This window comes from Streptomyces sp. NPDC030809 (assembly GCF_055572195.1).
Genome location: NZ_JBVIDV010000001.1, coordinates 296,382 through 313,395 on the forward strand (window position 1 = coordinate 296,382; position 17,014 = coordinate 313,395).

Genomic DNA, 17,014 nt, shown 5'->3' on the forward strand with positions numbered 1-17,014 from the left:
CGGCGCCCGGCCGCCGCCGCTGCCGGTCACCGGTCCGTACGGTCACGGCCTGCCGGGCCGCACGGTCACGGACAGCCAGTCGGGGCCGCCCGCCCAGGGGGCCCGGCGGGCGGCGGCACGGGCCGCCGCCGGTACCGGGTCGGCCCCGGCCAGGTACCAGGAGGGGGCCGCGCCCCGGGCGGCCGTGCTGCCCTCGGCCAGCCACGGGACGCCTTCGGTGCGGCGGGCGGTGAACGCGGGACCGCCCGTGTCGAGGACGGCGGTCCCCTTGCCGGTGGTGCGTTGGAACTCTGCGAGGAGCCGTTCCTGCAGGGCCGCTTCCCCGGCGTCCACGCAGCCCGCGGGCAGTGCGGGGCGCAGCAGCACCAGGGCGCCGGCCGCCGTCTCGCGGGCGGCTGCCGCGAGGCCGGTCCGCAGGGCGCCGATGCGGGCCGGTCCCCCGCCGTCGAGGGTGCAGCGGCCGGGGGTGAGGGGCAGGAAGCGGGTCCCTCGGTGGCGGAAGGACGGTCCCGGGAAGCGGTGCACGGCCAGGCCGGCGGCCACCGGTACCGGCTCCGTACCGGTGGCCAGCAGCAGGAAGTCGGGCCGGGCGGCGCCGATTCCCGCCAGGGCGCGCCGGGTGCGGTCGCGGGCCGCGGCCGTGCCGCCCGCGGCGGACAGCACGGCGAACCGCCAGCTGCGGGCCCGTACGGGTGCCGGGCCGGCGAGTACGGGTCGGCCGGGCGGGGCGGGGGCGGGCGGGGTCAGCCGGGGCGGCGCGTCCACGGTCAGGGATGCGTAGAGCGGGCTGCCGGTGGCGGGTCCGGTGGCGGTGAGCGTCAGGCCGGTCAGCGTCAGGGGGCCGCGGGCGGTGGCCGGGACGGTGAACCGGAGGATCCGCGGCCCGGTCTCCCCGGCGGCGCTTTCGGCGGCGCGCAGGACGAGGGCGGCGCCGGATCCGTCGGTGAGCCGCAGGGCGGTGCGCGCCCCGCCGTCCGGGCCGCTCGTGCGGAGGGCGAGGGTGCGCGGGTCGGGGGGCAGCGGGAGGGGCTGCGGGGGCCGGGCGGTGATCTCGGCCGGGCCGGCGGGGAGTTCCCAGGAGAGGCCGAGTCCGGTGCCGGGGGCGGTGGGCCGGATCCGGGCGCCCGTCGCCGTCCACCGGTCGGGGGCGGTGAAGGCGGGGAGGGTCTCGGTGCGCAGGCCCGCGGAGACGGCGATCGCGGTGCGGCGGCCGCCGGCGGTGGCGCGCAGGACGCCGGTGGCGGCGGGGGCCAGTGCCTTGAGACGGAAGCCGCCGTCGGGTTCGCCGGTCACCCGCCAGGCCGCGCGGTCGTACGTCCAGGTCACGTCGGCCGGTTCCAGGGGGGCGGCGGAGCCGTGGACGTCGTGGCCGGTGAGGCGGAAGCCGGCCGTGTCGGCGGTGCCGGTGAGGGAGATCCGGGCCGCGGAAGGCTCGATGCGGTCGAGGGGTCCGAGCACCGTGACGGTGGCCGGACCGGGCAGGGCGGCGCGGTCGGAGGCCCGGACCTCGGCGGCGCCGCTGCGGACCGCGTGGAACACCCCGGCGGCGTCGGTCCGCCCCACGGGCTGCCCGGTGCCGGTGGCGGGCCGGGTCCGCCAGTGCGGGGTGCCGGCGGCGGGGCCGCCGGAGGCGTCGTACCCGGTGGCGGTGAGCCGCCGGGTGAGGCCGGGGAAGGTGCGCAGGGACCCGGAGGGGGCCTCGATGCGGTGGCCGGCGAGGCGGCCGTCACCGGCGGGGACGGTGAGGACCAGCCCGTTGGGGAGGGTCCGGGGCCGGCCGTCGGAGGGGGTGTTCTCGGGCTGCGGCGCCCGGTCTCCGCTGCGGCCGGCGAGCAGGGTGGTGGAGCCGCCGCCGTCCAGGTTGAGGGCGTTGTGCATGCCGGAGCGGTGCAGGAGGAGGGCGAGCTCGGTGAGGGTGAGGCCGGCGCTCTCGGTGCGGCGGCCCTCGACGGTGACGATCCGCATGTGCCGTCCGTCGCGGCTGAAGCCGACGGCGGTGCGGGGGGCGGCGGTGTTGTTCGGCAGCCCCTCGTGGCTGTGCGGGACGCCGTCGGTGACGAGGGTTTCGCGACCGCCGAGGGCGGTGGCGGGGAGCGGGCCGCCGCCGGCGGCGGTCAGGGCCGGGCGGATACCGGCGGGGTCCCCGGCGCGCAGGGCCCGCAGGATCTCGGCTCCGGCGCCGCGGCCGACGAGTGCGGTGGTGCCGGCGGGGAGGGGGCCGCGGCCGGGTGCGGTGGCGGCTGCGAGGACCAGGCCGTTGCGGACGAGCACCTCCGCGGCCCGCTCCCCGGCGCCGGTGGCGAGCAGGGCGCGGTCGGTGCCGCCCCAGGCGGAGGTGTACGCGCCGATGGCGTCGGCGGCCAGCCGGCCGGAGTTGTAGCCGGCCAGGGGGCGGGGGCCGGAGGGCAGGGCGAGGGTGCCGGAGGCGGTGAGCTTCAGCACCCGGCCGAGCGGCCCGGGCCCGAAGCCGACGGCGGCGCCCGCGCCGGGGGACGGAGCGTGCAGCAGTGTTCCGTCGGCGATGCCGGGGCCGAGCGGGGCGCCGGTGCGGCCGATGTCGAAGAAGTCCCCGTTGACCGCGGCGACCACGCGGCGGCCGGGGCCCGGCCGGTGACGGGCCACCAGCTCGGCGAGGGTGCCGCGGCCGGGGCCCAGGTACTCCACGCGCAGCCCCGGCCGGGCGAGGTCCACATCGAGCGCGTCGATGCGCAGCCGGCGGCGGGCCTCCAGCCGATCGTACGAGAGCAGCCGGATGCCGGCGGCGACGGTCCGCTCGGTGCGGTCGGTCTCGATCCCGGCGGGCTCGGCGTCCGCCGCCGCGAGGGGGCGGGGGGCGGGGGCGGGCCGGGCGGCGGCGGGCGGTGCGGGCTGGGGAAGGAGAACCAGGACCGCCGAGATGATGATCGGAAAAGCTGAGTGCACATGGCCCACCCTGGGCCACGGGCCGCCCCGCGAGCCCGGGACACAAGGGCGCGGACCGGTCGCGTCCGCCCGGGTTCAGCCATTCGCCCGCACACAGCCGAGCGCCGGTGCACCGGGGCGCGGGCGTCGCGACGGTGCGTGCGGGCCTCCGGCCCGGCGCAGGCCCGGCCCCCGGGGCGGCCCCCGGACCGACCGGCCGGTGGGCCCCGGCTCCCCCGCCCCGCGGCCACCCTGGCGCTTGCCTGCGGGGGAACGCATGCCGCAGGGTCCGCCCGCCCGCCGGTCGGCGGGAACCGACCACGCCATGCCCCGGGGGCCTTCGTCCTGCCGGCATCCGGACCGCCGTCTCCACCTCCGTACAGGCAGCCAGGCAGCCGCAGCCGCAGGCCCGGCCTCATCCGCAGGCTCAGGGGCCGGTGGCCGCCGGCTGAGCGGGCCGCTGCGCCTCCTGCGCCGCGGCGGTCACGGCGAACTCGCACCAGACGCACTTGCCGCCGCCGCGGGGCTCGACCCCCCAGCCGTCGGCCAGCACCTCGATGAGCTGGAGTCCGCGGCCCGAGACCGCCCAGTCCCCGGCCTCCCGGCGGCGCGGCAGGGCGCTGGAGCCGTCCTCCACCTCCACGCGGATGCGGCCCTCGGCCGTGCAGCGCAGGATCACCTCGCCGCCGCCGTCGGTGTGCACGAGGACGTTCGTCATCAGCTCGTCGGCGGCGAGCTCGATCTCGTCGGCCCGGTCGCGGGCGCCCCAGGCCGCGGCGGCGGCCCGCACCAGGTGGCGGACCGTGGACGGGCCGTCCGGGTCCCCCGGGGTCAGGTGGTGGCGCAGCGGCCCGCCGCCGCGGTGCTCGGCGACCCCCTGGCGGCGCAGCAGGAGCAGGGCCATGTCGTCCCCGCCGCCGGCGTCGCCCACCAGATCGCACAGCGTGTCGGCGAGCTCCTCCGGGGCCGCGGGCCCCTGGCGCACGGCGGCCATGAGCTCGCGCATGCCGAGGTCGGGGTCGGCCCCCGGCCGCTCGATCAGGCCGTCGGTGCACAGCACCAGCGTCTCCCCGAGGTGCAGTTCGAGGGCCGTCACCGGATAGCCGGCGCCCAGCCCGGAGGGGTGGCCGGGGCCCGCGCCCTCCCGCCCCCCGGCGGAGTCCGGGCCGGCGGGCCGGGCCGGCAGGCCCAGCGGCAGGCCGCCCGCGACGGCGATCCGGTGGCAGGTGCCGTCCCCGCGCCGCACCACCGGGTCGAGGTGCCCGGCGCGGACCAGCTGGAGCAGCCCGGTGGCGAGGTCGGCCTCGACGTAGGTGCAGGTGGCGAAGCGGTCGGTGTCGAGCTCCCGCAGGAAGGCGGAGGCGCGGGCCATGGCGGTGCCGGGGGTGTGCCCCTCGGTGACGTACGCCCGCAGCACGATCCGCAGCTGCCCCATCACGGCGGCGGCGTCCGTGTCGTGCCCCTCCACGTCGCCGATCATCAGCCCGATCCGGCCCTCGCCGAGCGGGACCACGTCGTACCAGTCCCCGCCGATGTCCCGGCCCATCCGGGCGGCCCGGTAGCGGACCGCGATCTGAGCGCCCGGCACCTCGGGGATGCTGCGCGGGAGCATGGCCCGCTGGAGGCCCTCCGCCAGGTCGTGCTCCTGCTCGAACAGCATGGCCCGCTGGAGGCTCTGCGCGATGCCGCTGCCCAGCGCCACCAGCAGGTTGCGCTCCTCGGCGGAGAAGCCCCCGTCCCGCGCGTACAGCAGGCCGAGGGCGCCGATCGGGCGGCCCTGCGCGATGAGCGGCAGGTACGCCCCGCTGCGCACGTCCAGCGGCTCGATGTACGGCCAGAGCCGGGGGAAGCGCTCCTGGAACTCCTCGCGCGAGCTCAGCAGCACCGGCTGGAGGGTGCGCACGGCCTCGCTCATCGGGAGCCGGGCGTCGATGCGCGTGTACTCGATCTCGGGTACGTACGAGCCGAGCTGCCCCTCGGCGACGAGGTGGATCCGGCCGCCGTCCACCACGCCCAGCATCACGCTGACCGCGCCGAGGTGCCCGAGGGATTCGGGGTCCTTGAGCACGTCGGTGACGTCGTTGACGGTGCGGGCGTGCGCCAGGATCGCGGTGGTGCGGTCCACCACCCCGGTCATCCGGCGGCGGGCCTCGTCCCGACGGCCGGCCCCTTCCTCCCGGGCCCCCGGCTCGTACGGGTCCGGCGAGGCGTCGCGCACCACGCCGATGATCCGGTACGGGCGTCCCGCGGGGTCGCGCAGGATGCGGCCCTGGGTGTGGGTCCAGCGGCTGGTGCCGTCGCGCAGCCGGATCCGGAAGTAGGCCCCGTACGCGTGGTGGCCCTGCTTGAGCGCCTCGGAGACCCGGGCGTCGAGGCGGGCCTCCTCCCCGGGCGGGATGCGTGCGCGCAAGGCGGCCGCAGAGCCGCCGAACTCCTCGGGACGCAGGTCGAAGACCTCGAGGGCGGTCGGGTCGAGGTGCATCTGCCCGCTGTCGAGGTTCCAGTCGAAGGTGCCCATCCGGTTGAGCGCCAGGCTCAGGTCCGGCGGGGCCGGCCACGCGTCGGGCTGCGGCGCGGCCGCCTCGGGCACTGCCCTTTCGGCCATGGTCCAACTGTCTCACCGATCGGGCCGGAGGGGGCGGGGAAGGCGCCGCGCCTGCGCCTACCCACCGGTAGTGCCGCCCCTCTCCGGCCCCTGCGCCCGGCCGCGCCTACCAGATCTGGTCGACCCACTCGGGGTGGTCGATGAACGGGTTGCGGTTGTGCTGGTAGGTGTCGTAGATCACCTGGTTGCGGCGCTGCTCGAAGGAGTCCGGCGGGTCCATCCGGTTCCACTGCTTGAGCAGGCTGATCCGGCCGAAGAGCGGCGCAGAGCCGTTGTTGACCCGGTCGTTCATCTCCAGGTCGGCGAAGCCGTCGCCGCCGTCGTAGCGCACGGCCATGTAGAGCAGCATGCGCGCCACGTCGCCCTTGACCGCGTTGCGCGGCTCGAAGGAGTCGGCGTCGGTGTAGCTGCCCGGGGCTTCGGCGACGGGGCTGCCGCCGAGGTCGAAGTCCTTGTTGCCGCGGGTGCTGTTGACGGTGACGTCCTCCGGGCGGAGGTGGTGCAGGTCGGTGCCCGGGCCGGTGACCTCGCCGAAGTCGCCGTGGCTCTTGGCCCAGACGTGCTCGCGGTTCCAGTCGTTGACCCCGCCGCCGTTGGTGGACTTGGACTGGGAGCGGCCCGAGTAGACGAGGATGACGTTGTTCGGGTTGGCCGGGTCCTCGTCGGTGACCTTGAGCGCGTTCCAGACGGCGGAGTAGCTGATCTTGGACTGCGTCTTGATGATCTCGTGGAGGGCGGACTTGAGGGCGGCGCCCGTCTTGCCCTGGGCCGGGGCGTAGTACACCTCGGGGGTCACGGTGGCGGCGGTCGGCACGGTGGCGGTCTGCGCGGTGCCGGCACCGGCCGGGGCGGGTATCAGGAACAGGCCGGCCGCGGCCACGGCCGCGAGCCCGGCGGCCCAGGGGGCGCGGGAGATTCTCTTCACGTGGGGGACACCTCTTCAACGCACCGCTCCCGCCGTCCAGTCGGCGGGGCGTCAGGTGGCAGAGCGAGGGTCACATTGTCATGTGCCGAACAGATGAAGAAAACATGTCGCGCAGCAGATCTTCGGCTGGTGGACGCGCGTAGCGGGACCGCTCGGGACATACCCGGCGGCCCGACGCTACGCGCGTGGCACACACCACATTTCAGCCACGCCGGTACGAGGCTCCGACCGCCGCCGAGGCCAGCAGCACGGTCACCGCGGCCACCCGCAGGGCCGTGCCCATCGCCGAGGTGAACGCGGCCGCGTGGGCGGCGTCCTGGACGCCGCCGTGGAGCCGCGAGGCGAGCACCGTGCCCACCACCGCCACCCCCAGGGCGGCCCCGATCTCACGCGCCGCGGTGTTCAGCCCCGAGCCCAGTCCGGCCTGGTGCTCGGGCAGTTCGGTGACCACGCTCAGGGTGAGCGCGGGGGCGCAGAGCCCGGTGCCTGCCGACATCACCAGCAGGTACACCGCGTAGACGGGGTACGGGGTGTCCGCACCGGCGGTCGAGACCAGCAGCAGCCCGCACCCGATCACCGCGAGGCCCAGGCTCGCGGGCAGCCGCGGGCCGTGGCGGTCCTGGAGCCGGGCGCCGAACCGGGGCACCAGCGCCATGCCCACGGTGAGCGGGACGATGGCCAGGCCGGTCCGGGCGGGCCCGAACCCCTTGACGTACTGCAGGTACTGGGCGTTGACGAAGAACAGCGAGAACAGGCCGAAGAAGGCCGCGCCGATGCCGAGGGCACCGGCCCGCAGCCGCCGCGAGGCGAACACCCGCGGGTCGAAGAGCGGCCGGGCGGCGCGCAGCGCGTGCCGGACGAAACCGGCCAGCAGCCCCAGGCCCGCGGCGAAGCCGCCCAGCACCCGGCCGGAGCCCCAGCCGTACGAGGGGCCCTCGATGAGCCCGTAGACGAGGGCGACCAGGGCCCCGGTGAGCAGCGCGGCCCCGGCCGGGTCCACCGGCGCCTCGGCGCGCCGCGGGATCCGCGGGACGAGCCGGGCCACCGCGAGGGCGAGCAGGAGGGCGAGCGGGACCACGGCGCTGAAGAGGGCGCGCCAGGTGAGGTATTCGCCCGCCAGGCCGCCGCCGACGTTGCCGGCCAGCCCGCCGAGGCCCGCGGCGAGGGTCCAGGTGGCGAGGGCCTGGCCGCGGCGCGCGGGCGGGGTCAGGTGGACCAGCACGGACATGGTGGCCGGCATGATCAGCGCCGCCCCGGCCCCGCAGACCCCGCGGCCTGCGATGAGGACCGCGGGGTCCCGGGCGAGGGAGCTGAGCGCGGCGCCGGCCGCGAAGAGGGCGAGCCCGGAGAGCAGGGCGCCCTTGCGGCCGCAGCGGTCGCCGAGGGCCCCGGCCGGGATGAGCAGGGCCGCGAAGACGATGACGTACGCGTCCACCGCCCACAGGAGCTGAGTGGCCGTCGGGTGCAGGGCGGAGGCGGCGAGCTGCGGGACGAGCAGGTTCACGGCCGCCACCAGGCTCTGGGCCACGAGGACGCAGGCGTACAGCGCGAACCGGGCGGCGCAGCCGAGAGCGGCGCGGGCGGCGGGCGGGCCCGCCGGGGCGGACGGGGTGGACGGGGCGGACGCGGTGGACGGGGCGGGACCCACGGGTGTTCCCGGGCGGGGCGGGGCAGGGCGGGGCACGGCTCCTCCTCGGAGCTTGCGGGGTCGGGTGGCGCGAGAGGGGCCGGGCCCGGGAACGCCCCTCGCCCGTTCACCGTAGGGTGGGCCCCGTCCTGCTTTCCAGTGCAACTTCCGCAAGGGATGAATGCGTGTGACGCAATCCGGGCTGGATCTGAACCTGCTCGCGGCCCTCGACGTGCTGCTGGAGGAGTCCAGCGTCTCCGGCGCGGCCGCCCGCCTGCACCTGTCGGAACCCGCGATGAGCCGCACCCTGGGGCGGATCCGCCGGGCCCTCGGCGATCCGGTGCTCGTCCGGGCGGGCCGGGGCATGGTGCCCACCCCGCACGCCCTCGCCCTGCACGCGGAGGTGCGGGAGGTGGTCGAGCGGGCGCGGGCGCTGTTCCTGTCCGGGGGCGAGGTGGACCTGCGCACCCTGGAGCGGACGTTCACGGTGCTGGCGCACGACTCCTTCGCCGCGTCCTTCGGGGCCGCGCTCTTCACGCGGCTGTCGCGCGAGGCCCCCGGGGTGCGGCTGCGGTTCCTGTCGGAGAGCCACGTGGACGTGCCCGCCCTGCGCGAGGGCACCGCCGACCTGGAACTCGGCGTGGTGGACTCGTACGCCCCCGAGGTGCGGGTGGAACACGTGCTGGACGAGCGGATGCTGGGGGTGGCGCGGTCCGGCCATCCGCTGCTGCGCGGCCGGCTGACGGCCCGCCGGTTCGCGGCGGCCGAGCACCTCACGGTCTCGCGGCGCGGACGGCTGGAGGGGCCGGTGGACACGGCGCTGGGCGCGCTCGGGCTCTCCCGGCGGGTGGTGGGCTCGGTCGGCTCGTTCCCGGCCTCGCTGTTCGTGCTGCGCGAGACCGATCTCGTGGGCCTGATCACCTGTCACGCGGTGCCGCTGGCCGAGGCGGTGGGGCTGGAGTGCTTCGAGGTGCCGCTCGAACTGCCGGTGCTGCCCTTCGGCATGGCGTGGCACCCCCGGCACGACGCGGACCCGGCACACGCCTGGCTGCGGGAGTGCGCGCGCGAACTGCTGGGTGGGGAGCCGGGCGGGGACACCGGCGGGGGCGGGGGCGGCACCCTGTGACCGCCTCCGCCCCCGCCCCCGCCCCAACCCCCGCCGGCGCGCCGGTCTACTGCGGCTGCCGGCGGTCCTGCTGCTGGTCCTGCTGCTGGTCCTGCTGCTGGTCGGGCTGCTGATCGGCCGGCTGCTGGTCCGTCGGCTGCTGCTGCTCCGGCTGCGAGCTCTGTACGTCGGCCGGCGGCGGAGGCGGCGGGGGCGGCAGGACCGGCGAGGCCGAGGACGGCGGCCCGCTCGGCGGGTAGACGATCGCCGGGCAGGGGTTCGGCGGGGTGATCCCCGGCCGCGGCGGCGGGGTCACCACGATGGTCCCGGAGAGGGTGGGACACGGGGTGGCCAGGGGCGAGACCGAGCGGGCGACCGGCGGCGAGGAGCTGGTGGCGGGCGGCGGCGGGCTCGCCGGTTCCGCCTTCGAGGAGCTCGCGGACGCCGGTTCCGACGCCGGGGAGGACGCCGGTTCCGAGGCCGGCGACGAGCCCGGCTCGGAGCTCGGACCGGACGGGCTCGTGGAGTCCTCGCCGGGGGGCACCACGTAGTTCTTCGGCGACTCCCCCGAGGGCGAGCCCGAGTCCGACACCGATTCGTCCGGGGAGGACTCGCCGGGGGACAGCGAGGCGGGCGAGGACCCGGACTCGTCCGGCGACAGCGAGGCGGGCGGGGACACCGGCGGGCTCAGCGGGCTCGGCGGCACCCACGGCGAGGGGTCGGGGGGCGGCGGGACGGGCTTGTCGTGCCGGCCGTGGTGGTCTCCGCGGTCGCGCTGGTACCAGTGGCGGTCCTTGTGGTCGTAGATGACGAACTTGTTGATGATCGTGACCGAGGGTGCGATCACCACCACGTTCGCCGGGCGGTACGAGGGCCAGGCCTGGCCCTGCCGCACCGGGTTCGACTGAAGTGCCACCGGCGGCCCGAGCGGGTTGCCGCACGCGCACCGCACCCGCGGCACGCCGTGGCCGTCCACGAGCACCGCCGTGCCGGTCTGGAGCACCGCCTGGTAGCTGGTCGGGCGGCCGTCCCGGTAGCCGTGGTTGGTCACCCGGGTGTCGGAGCGCAGCTGTACGGCCGTGAGCGAGCGCAGGTAGCCGGGCACGCCCGCGGGCTTGACCCCGGCCACCGAGGCGAAGGCCTCGTTCTTCGGGGGCTGGGCGCCGAGCGCCTTGATCTGCTTCTCCACGTCGCAGCTGGCCGCGTTCTTCGTACCGCCGTACAGGCCGGGGGCGGAACCGGACACGCTCTGCGTCACGGTCCGGCCGCCGGGCGGCGGGGTGCTCTCGGGCGGCGGGCTCGGCGGGGGCTGCGGCGGCACGGCGGCCTTCGCGACCGTGGAACCGGTGTACGGGTCGGGTCCCTCGGCCGAGGCGGCCTGGAGGAAGACCTCCCCGCCGCTCTTGGGGGTCCCTCCGGGGCGGGTGAGCACCACGGTCAGGACCACGGCCGCGACCACGGCCAGCGCGGCGGTCGCGATCCGCGGGGCCGAGCGCCACCAGGGGCGGCCCGGACCGCCGGCGCCCGTACCGCCGTCCCCGCCGCCGGGGCCGGAGGGGCCGCCGGGACCCGAGGGGCCGGACGGGCCGCCGTCGCCGCCCTCGGGCGGGGCGGGCGGGACCCCGTGCGGGATCGTCGGGGGGCCCTGTCCGGCGGAACCGGACAGCGGGCCGGAGGGGGGACCTGTGGGGCGGTCGCCGGACGGCGGCCGGCCGGAGGGCTGAGTGGTCACGGGCGGCCTCTTCCCTGACGTAGCGGAGGACTCCGGGCCCCTGCGGGACGAACCGGACTTCCGACACTCCTGCCGACCATTCTGTGCGCCATCCGGGTGGCGCCCGCAACCGGGAGCCGCCGCGGATCTCCCCGCCGAGCGGCCGGGCCCGGCCCTGCTTACGGTGGCAGGGTGACTTCCCCCGCAGGACAGGCGGCAGGACGGACGGACCGGTCCCGGGCCGCGACCGCAGGCTGGCGGGACGCCCTGCTGGCCGCGCTGGCCGGCTTCGCGGCGATGACGGCCGTGGCCGCGGCCGGACTCGCCGCGGCGGGCGCCGGCTCGCTGCCCGGCGGCGCCTTCCCGCACGTGGTCGCGGCCGTGGTCGTGATGGCGGCGGGCGGCTCGGTGGAGGTGTCCGGCGGGGCGGGGTTCCTCGCCGACGCCGATGCCGGCATCTCGCTGCTCCCGCTGTCCGTCACCCTGGCCGGGGCCCTGACCGCCGGCTGCCTGCTGCTCCGCCCGCTGCGGCTGCGCGCCGTCGCCGGCTCCGGGGAGCTCCTCGCCCGGGCCGGGCAGCTGGTGCTGCTCTGGCTCGCCCTGCTGACGGGGTACGCGCTCTTCGCCCGGCACACGTTCGGCATCGACACGGGCGACAACCCGATCGGCGAACTCGGCGAACTCCTCGACGCCTCCCCCACCGTGGGCTTCCGCGCGGACCTCCCCGCCACGCTGGGTTTCGGGCTGCTGTGGATCGTCGGCATGATCCTGCTCGGGCTGCTGGTGTCCCGCCGGACCCCGCTGCCCGCCCGGCTGCTGCGCTTCCACGAATCGGTCCGCCCGGCCGCGTCCGCCACCGTGCTCCTGCTACTGGCGTACGTGGTCATCGGCGTCGGCGTCGGCATCGTCGTGGCCCTCACCCGGGGGCACCCGGCGGAGACCTTCGCCGTGGTCCTGCTGGGCCTGCCCAACCTGGTCTGGATCGCCCTGACGGTGGGGCTGGGCGGGGCCTGGGAGGGCAGGGTGGACGGCCCCTTCGGGCTGCCGATGCCCCAGGTCCTGGACGAGGTGCTGCGCACCCCCGACCTGTCCCGGCTCGATGCGGCCTCCCTGGCCGAGTACGACGGCCGCTCATGGCTGCTGGTCGCGGTGGCCGCCGTACTGCTGCTCGGCACGGGCCTCGTCGCCGCGATGCGCTCGCCGGTCCGCATGAAGCCGTGGCAGCACGCGGTGCACCTGGGGGTGGCCCTGGGGGCCGCGTTCCTGGTGATCTGCCTGCTGGCCGACGTCCAGGCCCGCTTCGGGCTGTCCCTCCTCGGGATCGGCGAGGTCGACGGGCTGGGCGGGCGGGTCGAGTTGCGGGCGGTGCTGTGGCGCACGGTGGGTGTGGGCCTGCTGGCGGGCGCCGCCGCGGGCTACCTGGGCGGCGCCCTCGCCCGCCGCCTCCGCCGCTGACCGCCGGGGCTGCGCCCCGCGCCTCGCGCTCCCCCCGGCAGGTACCCCCTGGCGAGGCTCGATGTGCCCCGGTCGCCTTGAACGTGCGGCCGTCCGCCGGTTTTCGGGGCTCCGCCCCGGACCCCGGTCCTCAAACGCCGGACGGGCTCGATTCCCCCCTCCCGACCCCCTCGGCTGCCCCCTACGCGGCAAACTCCACCCCCACCGTCAACCCACCCCCACCGTCCACCCAGCCCCGGCGCCAACCCAAGCCTCGCCGGCGTTTGCGACGCGGGGGCCCGGGGGCAGAGCCCCCGAAACCACCGGCGGCCCGCACCCAAGACACCGGGCCGGAGCAAATCCAGCCCCGCCGGCGTTTGAGGCGCGGGGGCCCGGGGGCGGAGCCCCCGAATCAAGCCCCGCCGGCGATTGAGGCGCAGGGTGCGGGGCGGAGCCGCCGGGGTGGTTGCGGTCAGCGGGGGCGGGCGGCGAAGACCGGGAGGGCCCAGACCGGGGGCGGCGGGGGCGGGCCGACCCCGCCCGGCCGGCCCGCGGGCGGGGCGCCGCGTCCCGGAGCAGGCGGCCCCCCATCCCCCCGCGCAGCCAGCCGCAAGGCCCCCGTGAACTGCAGACAGCTCTCGTACCGGTCCCCCGGCAGCTTCGCCAGCGCCCGCCCCAGCACCTCGTCCAGCGCCCCCGGCAGCTCCGGCCGCAGCGCCGACACCAGCGGCGGCAGCTCCGCCTTGTGCGCCATGAGCACGAGGAAGTCGTTGTCCCGCTGGAACGGCGGCGCCCCGGTGAGGATCTCCTGCACCACGCACCCCAGGCTGTAGAGGTCGCACCGCCCGTCCAGCGGCAGGCCGTCGATCTGCTCGGGCGCCATGTAGTTGACGGTGCCCACGATGTCCCCGACGGTCGTGATCCCGCTCAGCGAGAGGGACTTCTTCGTCAGCCCGAAGTCCGCGAGGTACACGTGCTCGGGGTGCTCCTCGTCGGTGCCCGCGGCCACGAGGATGTTGGCCGGCTTCACGTCGCGGTGGACGAGGTCGTGGTCGTGGGCCGCGTCGAGCGCGGAGGCGACCTGCGTGGCGATGCGGATGGCCGCGGCCAGGGGCAGCGGACCGGTGCGGTCCAGGAGGGCCCGCAGGTCCTGGCCGGGGACGTAGCGCATGGCGATGAACAGCAGCCCCCCGACCTCGTCGGCCTCGAAGACGGGCACGATGTGCGGGTGGTCGATGGCGGCCGCCGCCTGCGATTCCTGGGCGAACCGCGCCCGGAAAGAGTCGTTCCGGGCCCATTCCGGGGCGAGCACCTTCAGCGCGACGGTCCGGCCGAGCCGGATGTCGTGGGCGCGGTAGACCACGGCCATGCCGCCGCGGCCGAGCTCGGCCTCCACGCGGTAGCCGGCGATCTGGCGGCCGGTCAGGTCGTAGGGCAGCCCGCTGCCGTCGTGCACTCCGGAGGTCATCACCGGTCACCGGAGCCCGGCGGGGCCACCACCCGGGTCGGCGGATGCCCGGCCGCCGCCTCCCGGGCCCTGCCCTCGCCCTCCCCGCCACCCGGCCCGCCCCACGCCGGGGGCTGCGCGGGCTCGGGCGGTACGTCGAACTGGACGCCGACCGGGTCGGCCCGGCCCGGGGCGGCCGCAGCCGCAGCTCCCGCGGCATCCGCGGCCCCCACGACGTACGTGGCGTCCGGCGCACCCGGCCCGCCCGGCGCCTCGGCCGCGTCCCCCGCCCCGCCGCCCCGCTCCTCCGTCTGCGGCCGCACTCCCGAGGTGCGGGCGTCCGGCGCGGCCACGGGCGCGTACGTGGTCAGGCGGACCCCGTCGCCGTACATCCACCGCCCGGCCGTCGCGTCGTAGAGCCAGACCGCCTCCCCGTCGACCACGATCCCGGCGCGGAGCCCGCGGGTGGCTCGGCGGAAGCCCTCCGCGTCGGTGCGGCCGGCGGCGAGGTCCTCGGCGGCCGAGCGGTAGCGCTCCAGGGCCTCGGCGGCACGGGCCAGCAGCGGGGCGGGGTCCTCGGCGCGGGTCAGCGGGGCGCCGGCGGTGGGCGGCGGGCCGGGTACGGAGACCAGCAGCCGCCCGTCCACCCAGGCCGACCAGCCGTTGGCGCACAGGATTTCGGCCCAGGCACCGCGGCGGGCCAGCAGTTCCACCGGCAGGAAGGGGTCGAGGGACTGGGTGGGCCGGGACACGTCGGGGGTCTCCCAGGCGGGCAGGCCCTCCTGGGGGACCACGTGGGTGGGGCGGAACTCCGGGCCCTGGATTCCGGCCATGGCACTACTTCCGCATGATGGCCGGCTCGTGGCGGCGCAGGAGCCGCGCCACGGCCAGCCCGAACAGGAGGGAGAGCACCACGAGCATGCCGAGGGTGAGCAGCCAGACACCGGCGGCGTGGTCGAAGAGCGGATCCGCGGTGATCTTCCCGGGGACGATGGCGGCCAGGTCGATGGTGCCGGCCATGGCGCCCAGGGCCCAGCGGGAGGGCACCAGCCAGGACAGCTGCTCGATCACCGGTACGCCGTGCAGTTTGAGCAGGGCCCCGCAGAAGACCACTTGCACGATGGCGAGCAGCACCAGCAGGGGCATCGTGACCTCCTCCTTGCGGACGAGGGCGGACACCAGCAGCCCGAGCATCATGGCGGTGAAGGAGAGCAGGGCCACGGCGAGGGCGATCTCGGCGAGCGGTGGCAGCAGCACTCCCTTTCCGCCGGGGGCGGCGAGGTCCACCCCGGCGAGGCCGACCAGGGTGAGGACGACGGCCTGCAGCACCGTGACCGTGCCCAGCACCACCACCTTGGACATCAGGTAGGCCGAGCGGGACAGGCCGACGGCTCTCTCGCGCTGGTAGATGACCCGTTCCTTCACGAGTTCGCGCACCGCGTTGGCCGCCCCGGTGAGCACCCCGCCCACGCACAGGATGAGCAGGGCGTTCATCGCGGTCTCGGTGGTGAGGCGGCTGCCCGCGAGGGCGCGCGCCATGGCTCCCATCACGAACGGCAGCGCGATCATGATGGCGAGGAAGGTGCGGTCGGCGGCGAGTGCGGCGGCGTACCGGCGGACCAGGGTGCGCAGTTGGGCTCCCCAGCTCTGCGGGGCGGGCGGGGGCGCGGGCTGCCGCAGCGGCTGTCCGCCGAGGGGGGCGGGACGGCGGGTTCCGGCATCGGCGATGTAGCGGCGGTGCGGCTGGGAGCGGCGGTACTCCCCCGCCCAGTCCCGGTCCCGGTCGTTCTCGAAGGCTTCGAAGGCCTCGGGCCACTGCTCGAAGCCGAAGAAGGCGAGGGCGTCCCCGGGCGGCCCGTAGTACGCGATCCGGCCGCCGGGGGCGAGGACGAGGAGGCGGTCGCACACGTCGAGGGAGAGCACGCTGTGGGTGACCACGATGACGGTGCGGCCGTCGTCGGCGAGCCCGCGCAGCATGTGCATGACCGAGCGGTCCATGCCCGGGTCGAGGCCGGAGGTGGGCTCGTCGAGGAAGAGCAGCGAGGGCTTGGTGAGGAGTTCGAGGGCCACGGAGACCCGCTTGCGCTGGCCGCCGGAGAGGCTGTGGATGGGCTGGGCGGCCCGCTGCTGGAGCCCGAGTTCGCGGATCACCTCGTCCACCCGGGCCTCGCGCTCGGCCTTGGCGGCGTCCTGCGGGAAGCGGAGTTCGGCGGCGTACGAGAGGGCCCGCCGGACGGTGAGCTGGGCGTGCAGGATGTCGTCCTGCGGGACGAGTCCGATGCGGCTGCGGAGCTCGGCGTAGTCGCGGTAGAGGTCGCGGCCGTCGTAGAGGACGGTGCCCTGGTCGGCGGGGCGCAGGCCGGTGAGGGCGCCGAGCAGGGTGGACTTGCCGGCCCCGCTGGGGCCGACCACCGCCAGCAGGCACTTCTCGCCGACGGGGAAGGAGACGTGGTCGAGGAGGACCTTGCGGCCGTGGTCGACGGCCACCGCGAGGTCCTGGACGTCGAGGGAGACCGTGCCGGTGTCGACGTACTCCTGGAGGTGGTCGCCGACCAGGCAGAAGGCGCTGTGTCCGATGCCGACGATGTCGCCCTCGCCGATGCGGGCGCGGGTGACGGGGGCGCCGTTGAGGTAGGTGCCGTTGTGGCTGCCCAGGTCCACGATCTCGTACGTGCCGTCGGGGTGGGCGATGAGTTCGGCGTGCCGGCGGGAGACGACGAGGTCGTCGACGACGAGGTCGTTGTCCGGGCCGCGGCCGATGCGGAAGGGGGCCCGGGCGGGCAGCGGCCGCACCGAGGTCGGCTGCCGGAAGGTGCCGGTGAGGCCGGGGCTGTGCACCCCGGGGGGCCGGGAGGTGCGGTAGCCGGGGGCGGGGGGCGGGGCGCGGCCGACGAGCACGGCGCGCGGGCCGTCGGTGGGGCTGCCGAAGCAGAGCACGGTGCCGGGGCCGACCCCCCAGGCGTGGACGCGGCGGCCGTCCGCGTACGTGCCGTTGGTGCTGTCCTCGTCCTCCACGGTCCAGTGGTCGCCTTCGGGGCGCAGGACGGCGTGGTGCCAGGAGACGCGTGCGTCGTCGAGGAAGACCTCGCTCAGGGGGTCGCGGCCGACGTGGTAGACCCGGCCCGGGCTGATCACCATGGTGGCGCCCGTGTCGGTTTCCAGGACGAGCTCGGGCGCGGCCTGCGCGCCGGACGGCTGGACCATGACCAGATTTTCCCACGAACCTTCCTTGAGGGCATAACCGCAGGTCAGGGACGTC

At 76.6% G+C, this 17,014-nt stretch carries 9 protein-coding genes and 1 pseudogene; 2 read left to right on the plus strand and 8 right to left on the minus strand.

Annotated features, from left to right (window positions below; all coding sequences use genetic code 11):
• Window positions 1-42: 42 nt before the first annotated feature.
• The 4 genes from ACZ407_RS01270 to ACZ407_RS01285 all read right to left on the minus strand — a co-directional run bounded on the left by ACZ407_RS01270 (window position 43) and on the right by ACZ407_RS01285 (window position 8,079).
• Window positions 43-2,922, minus strand: coding sequence for a phosphodiester glycosidase family protein (locus ACZ407_RS01270; RefSeq protein WP_468124475.1), 2,880 nt, complete (start codon window positions 2,920-2,922; stop codon window positions 43-45).
• A gap of 406 nt (window positions 2,923-3,328) precedes the next feature.
• Window positions 3,329-5,506, minus strand: coding sequence for a SpoIIE family protein phosphatase (locus ACZ407_RS01275; RefSeq protein ID WP_468124477.1), 2,178 nt, complete (start codon window positions 5,504-5,506; stop codon window positions 3,329-3,331).
• A gap of 106 nt (window positions 5,507-5,612) precedes the next feature.
• On the minus strand, window positions 5,613-6,431 hold the full coding sequence (locus tag ACZ407_RS01280) for an endonuclease I family protein (protein WP_468124479.1): 819 nt from the start codon (window positions 6,429-6,431) through the stop codon (window positions 5,613-5,615).
• Window positions 6,432-6,633: 202 nt separating this feature from the next.
• Window positions 6,634-8,079, minus strand: a complete 1,446-nt coding sequence (locus ACZ407_RS01285; RefSeq protein ID WP_468124481.1) for an MFS transporter — start codon at window positions 8,077-8,079, stop codon at window positions 6,634-6,636.
• A 160-nt stretch (window positions 8,080-8,239) separates the two neighbouring features.
• Between ACZ407_RS01285 and ACZ407_RS01290 the strand changes: the two genes are divergently transcribed.
• A complete protein-coding gene (locus tag ACZ407_RS01290; protein ID WP_468124483.1) occupies window positions 8,240-9,184 on the plus strand; it encodes a LysR family transcriptional regulator in 945 nt (314 codons plus the stop codon).
• A 349-nt stretch (window positions 9,185-9,533) separates the two neighbouring features.
• Here the strand turns inward: ACZ407_RS01290 and ACZ407_RS01295 are convergent.
• Window positions 9,534-10,895: pseudogene (locus ACZ407_RS01295) on the minus strand (DUF6777 domain-containing protein); the annotation flags it as partial.
• A 171-nt stretch (window positions 10,896-11,066) separates the two neighbouring features.
• On the opposite strand from ACZ407_RS01295, the gene ACZ407_RS01300 reads away from it, so the two are divergent.
• Window positions 11,067-12,329, plus strand: a complete 1,263-nt coding sequence (locus tag ACZ407_RS01300) for a streptophobe family protein (RefSeq protein WP_468124485.1) — start codon at window positions 11,067-11,069, stop codon at window positions 12,327-12,329.
• A gap of 451 nt (window positions 12,330-12,780) precedes the next feature.
• On the opposite strand, the gene ACZ407_RS01305 is transcribed toward ACZ407_RS01300, so the two are convergent.
• The 3 genes from ACZ407_RS01305 to ACZ407_RS01315 are packed head-to-tail and all read right to left on the minus strand — an operon-like array spanning window position 12,781 to window position 16,959.
• Window positions 12,781-13,776, minus strand: coding sequence for a serine/threonine-protein kinase (locus tag ACZ407_RS01305; RefSeq protein ID WP_468124486.1), 996 nt, complete (start codon window positions 13,774-13,776; stop codon window positions 12,781-12,783).
• Window positions 13,776-14,588: a hypothetical protein gene (locus ACZ407_RS01310; protein ID WP_468124488.1), complete on the minus strand. Its 813-nt coding sequence runs from the start codon at window positions 14,586-14,588 to the stop codon at window positions 13,776-13,778. Before ACZ407_RS01310 ends, ACZ407_RS01305 begins: the two co-directional genes overlap by 1 nt.
• A gap of 4 nt (window positions 14,589-14,592) precedes the next feature.
• Window positions 14,593-16,959 (minus strand): ABC transporter ATP-binding protein/permease, encoded by a 2,367-nt coding sequence (locus tag ACZ407_RS01315; RefSeq protein WP_468124489.1) that lies wholly within the window; start codon window positions 16,957-16,959, stop codon window positions 14,593-14,595.
• Window positions 16,960-17,014: the final 55 nt, after the last annotated feature.

Excerpts from the sequence above, each read along its gene's own strand:
- ACZ407_RS01305 (WP_468124486.1), bottom strand. The coding sequence starts at position 13,776 with ATGACCTCCGGAGTGCACGACGGCAGCGGGCTGCCCTACGACCTGACC.
- ACZ407_RS01290 (WP_468124483.1), top strand. The coding sequence starts at position 8,240 with ATGCGTGTGACGCAATCCGGGCTGGATCTGAACCTGCTCGCGGCCCTC.
- ACZ407_RS01275 (WP_468124477.1), bottom strand. The coding sequence starts at position 5,506 with ATGGCCGAAAGGGCAGTGCCCGAGGCGGCCGCGCCGCAGCCCGACGCG.
- ACZ407_RS01310 (WP_468124488.1), bottom strand. The coding sequence starts at position 14,588 with ATGGCCGGAATCCAGGGCCCGGAGTTCCGCCCCACCCACGTGGTCCCC.
- ACZ407_RS01315 (WP_468124489.1), bottom strand. The coding sequence starts at position 16,959 with ATGGTCCAGCCGTCCGGCGCGCAGGCCGCGCCCGAGCTCGTCCTGGAA.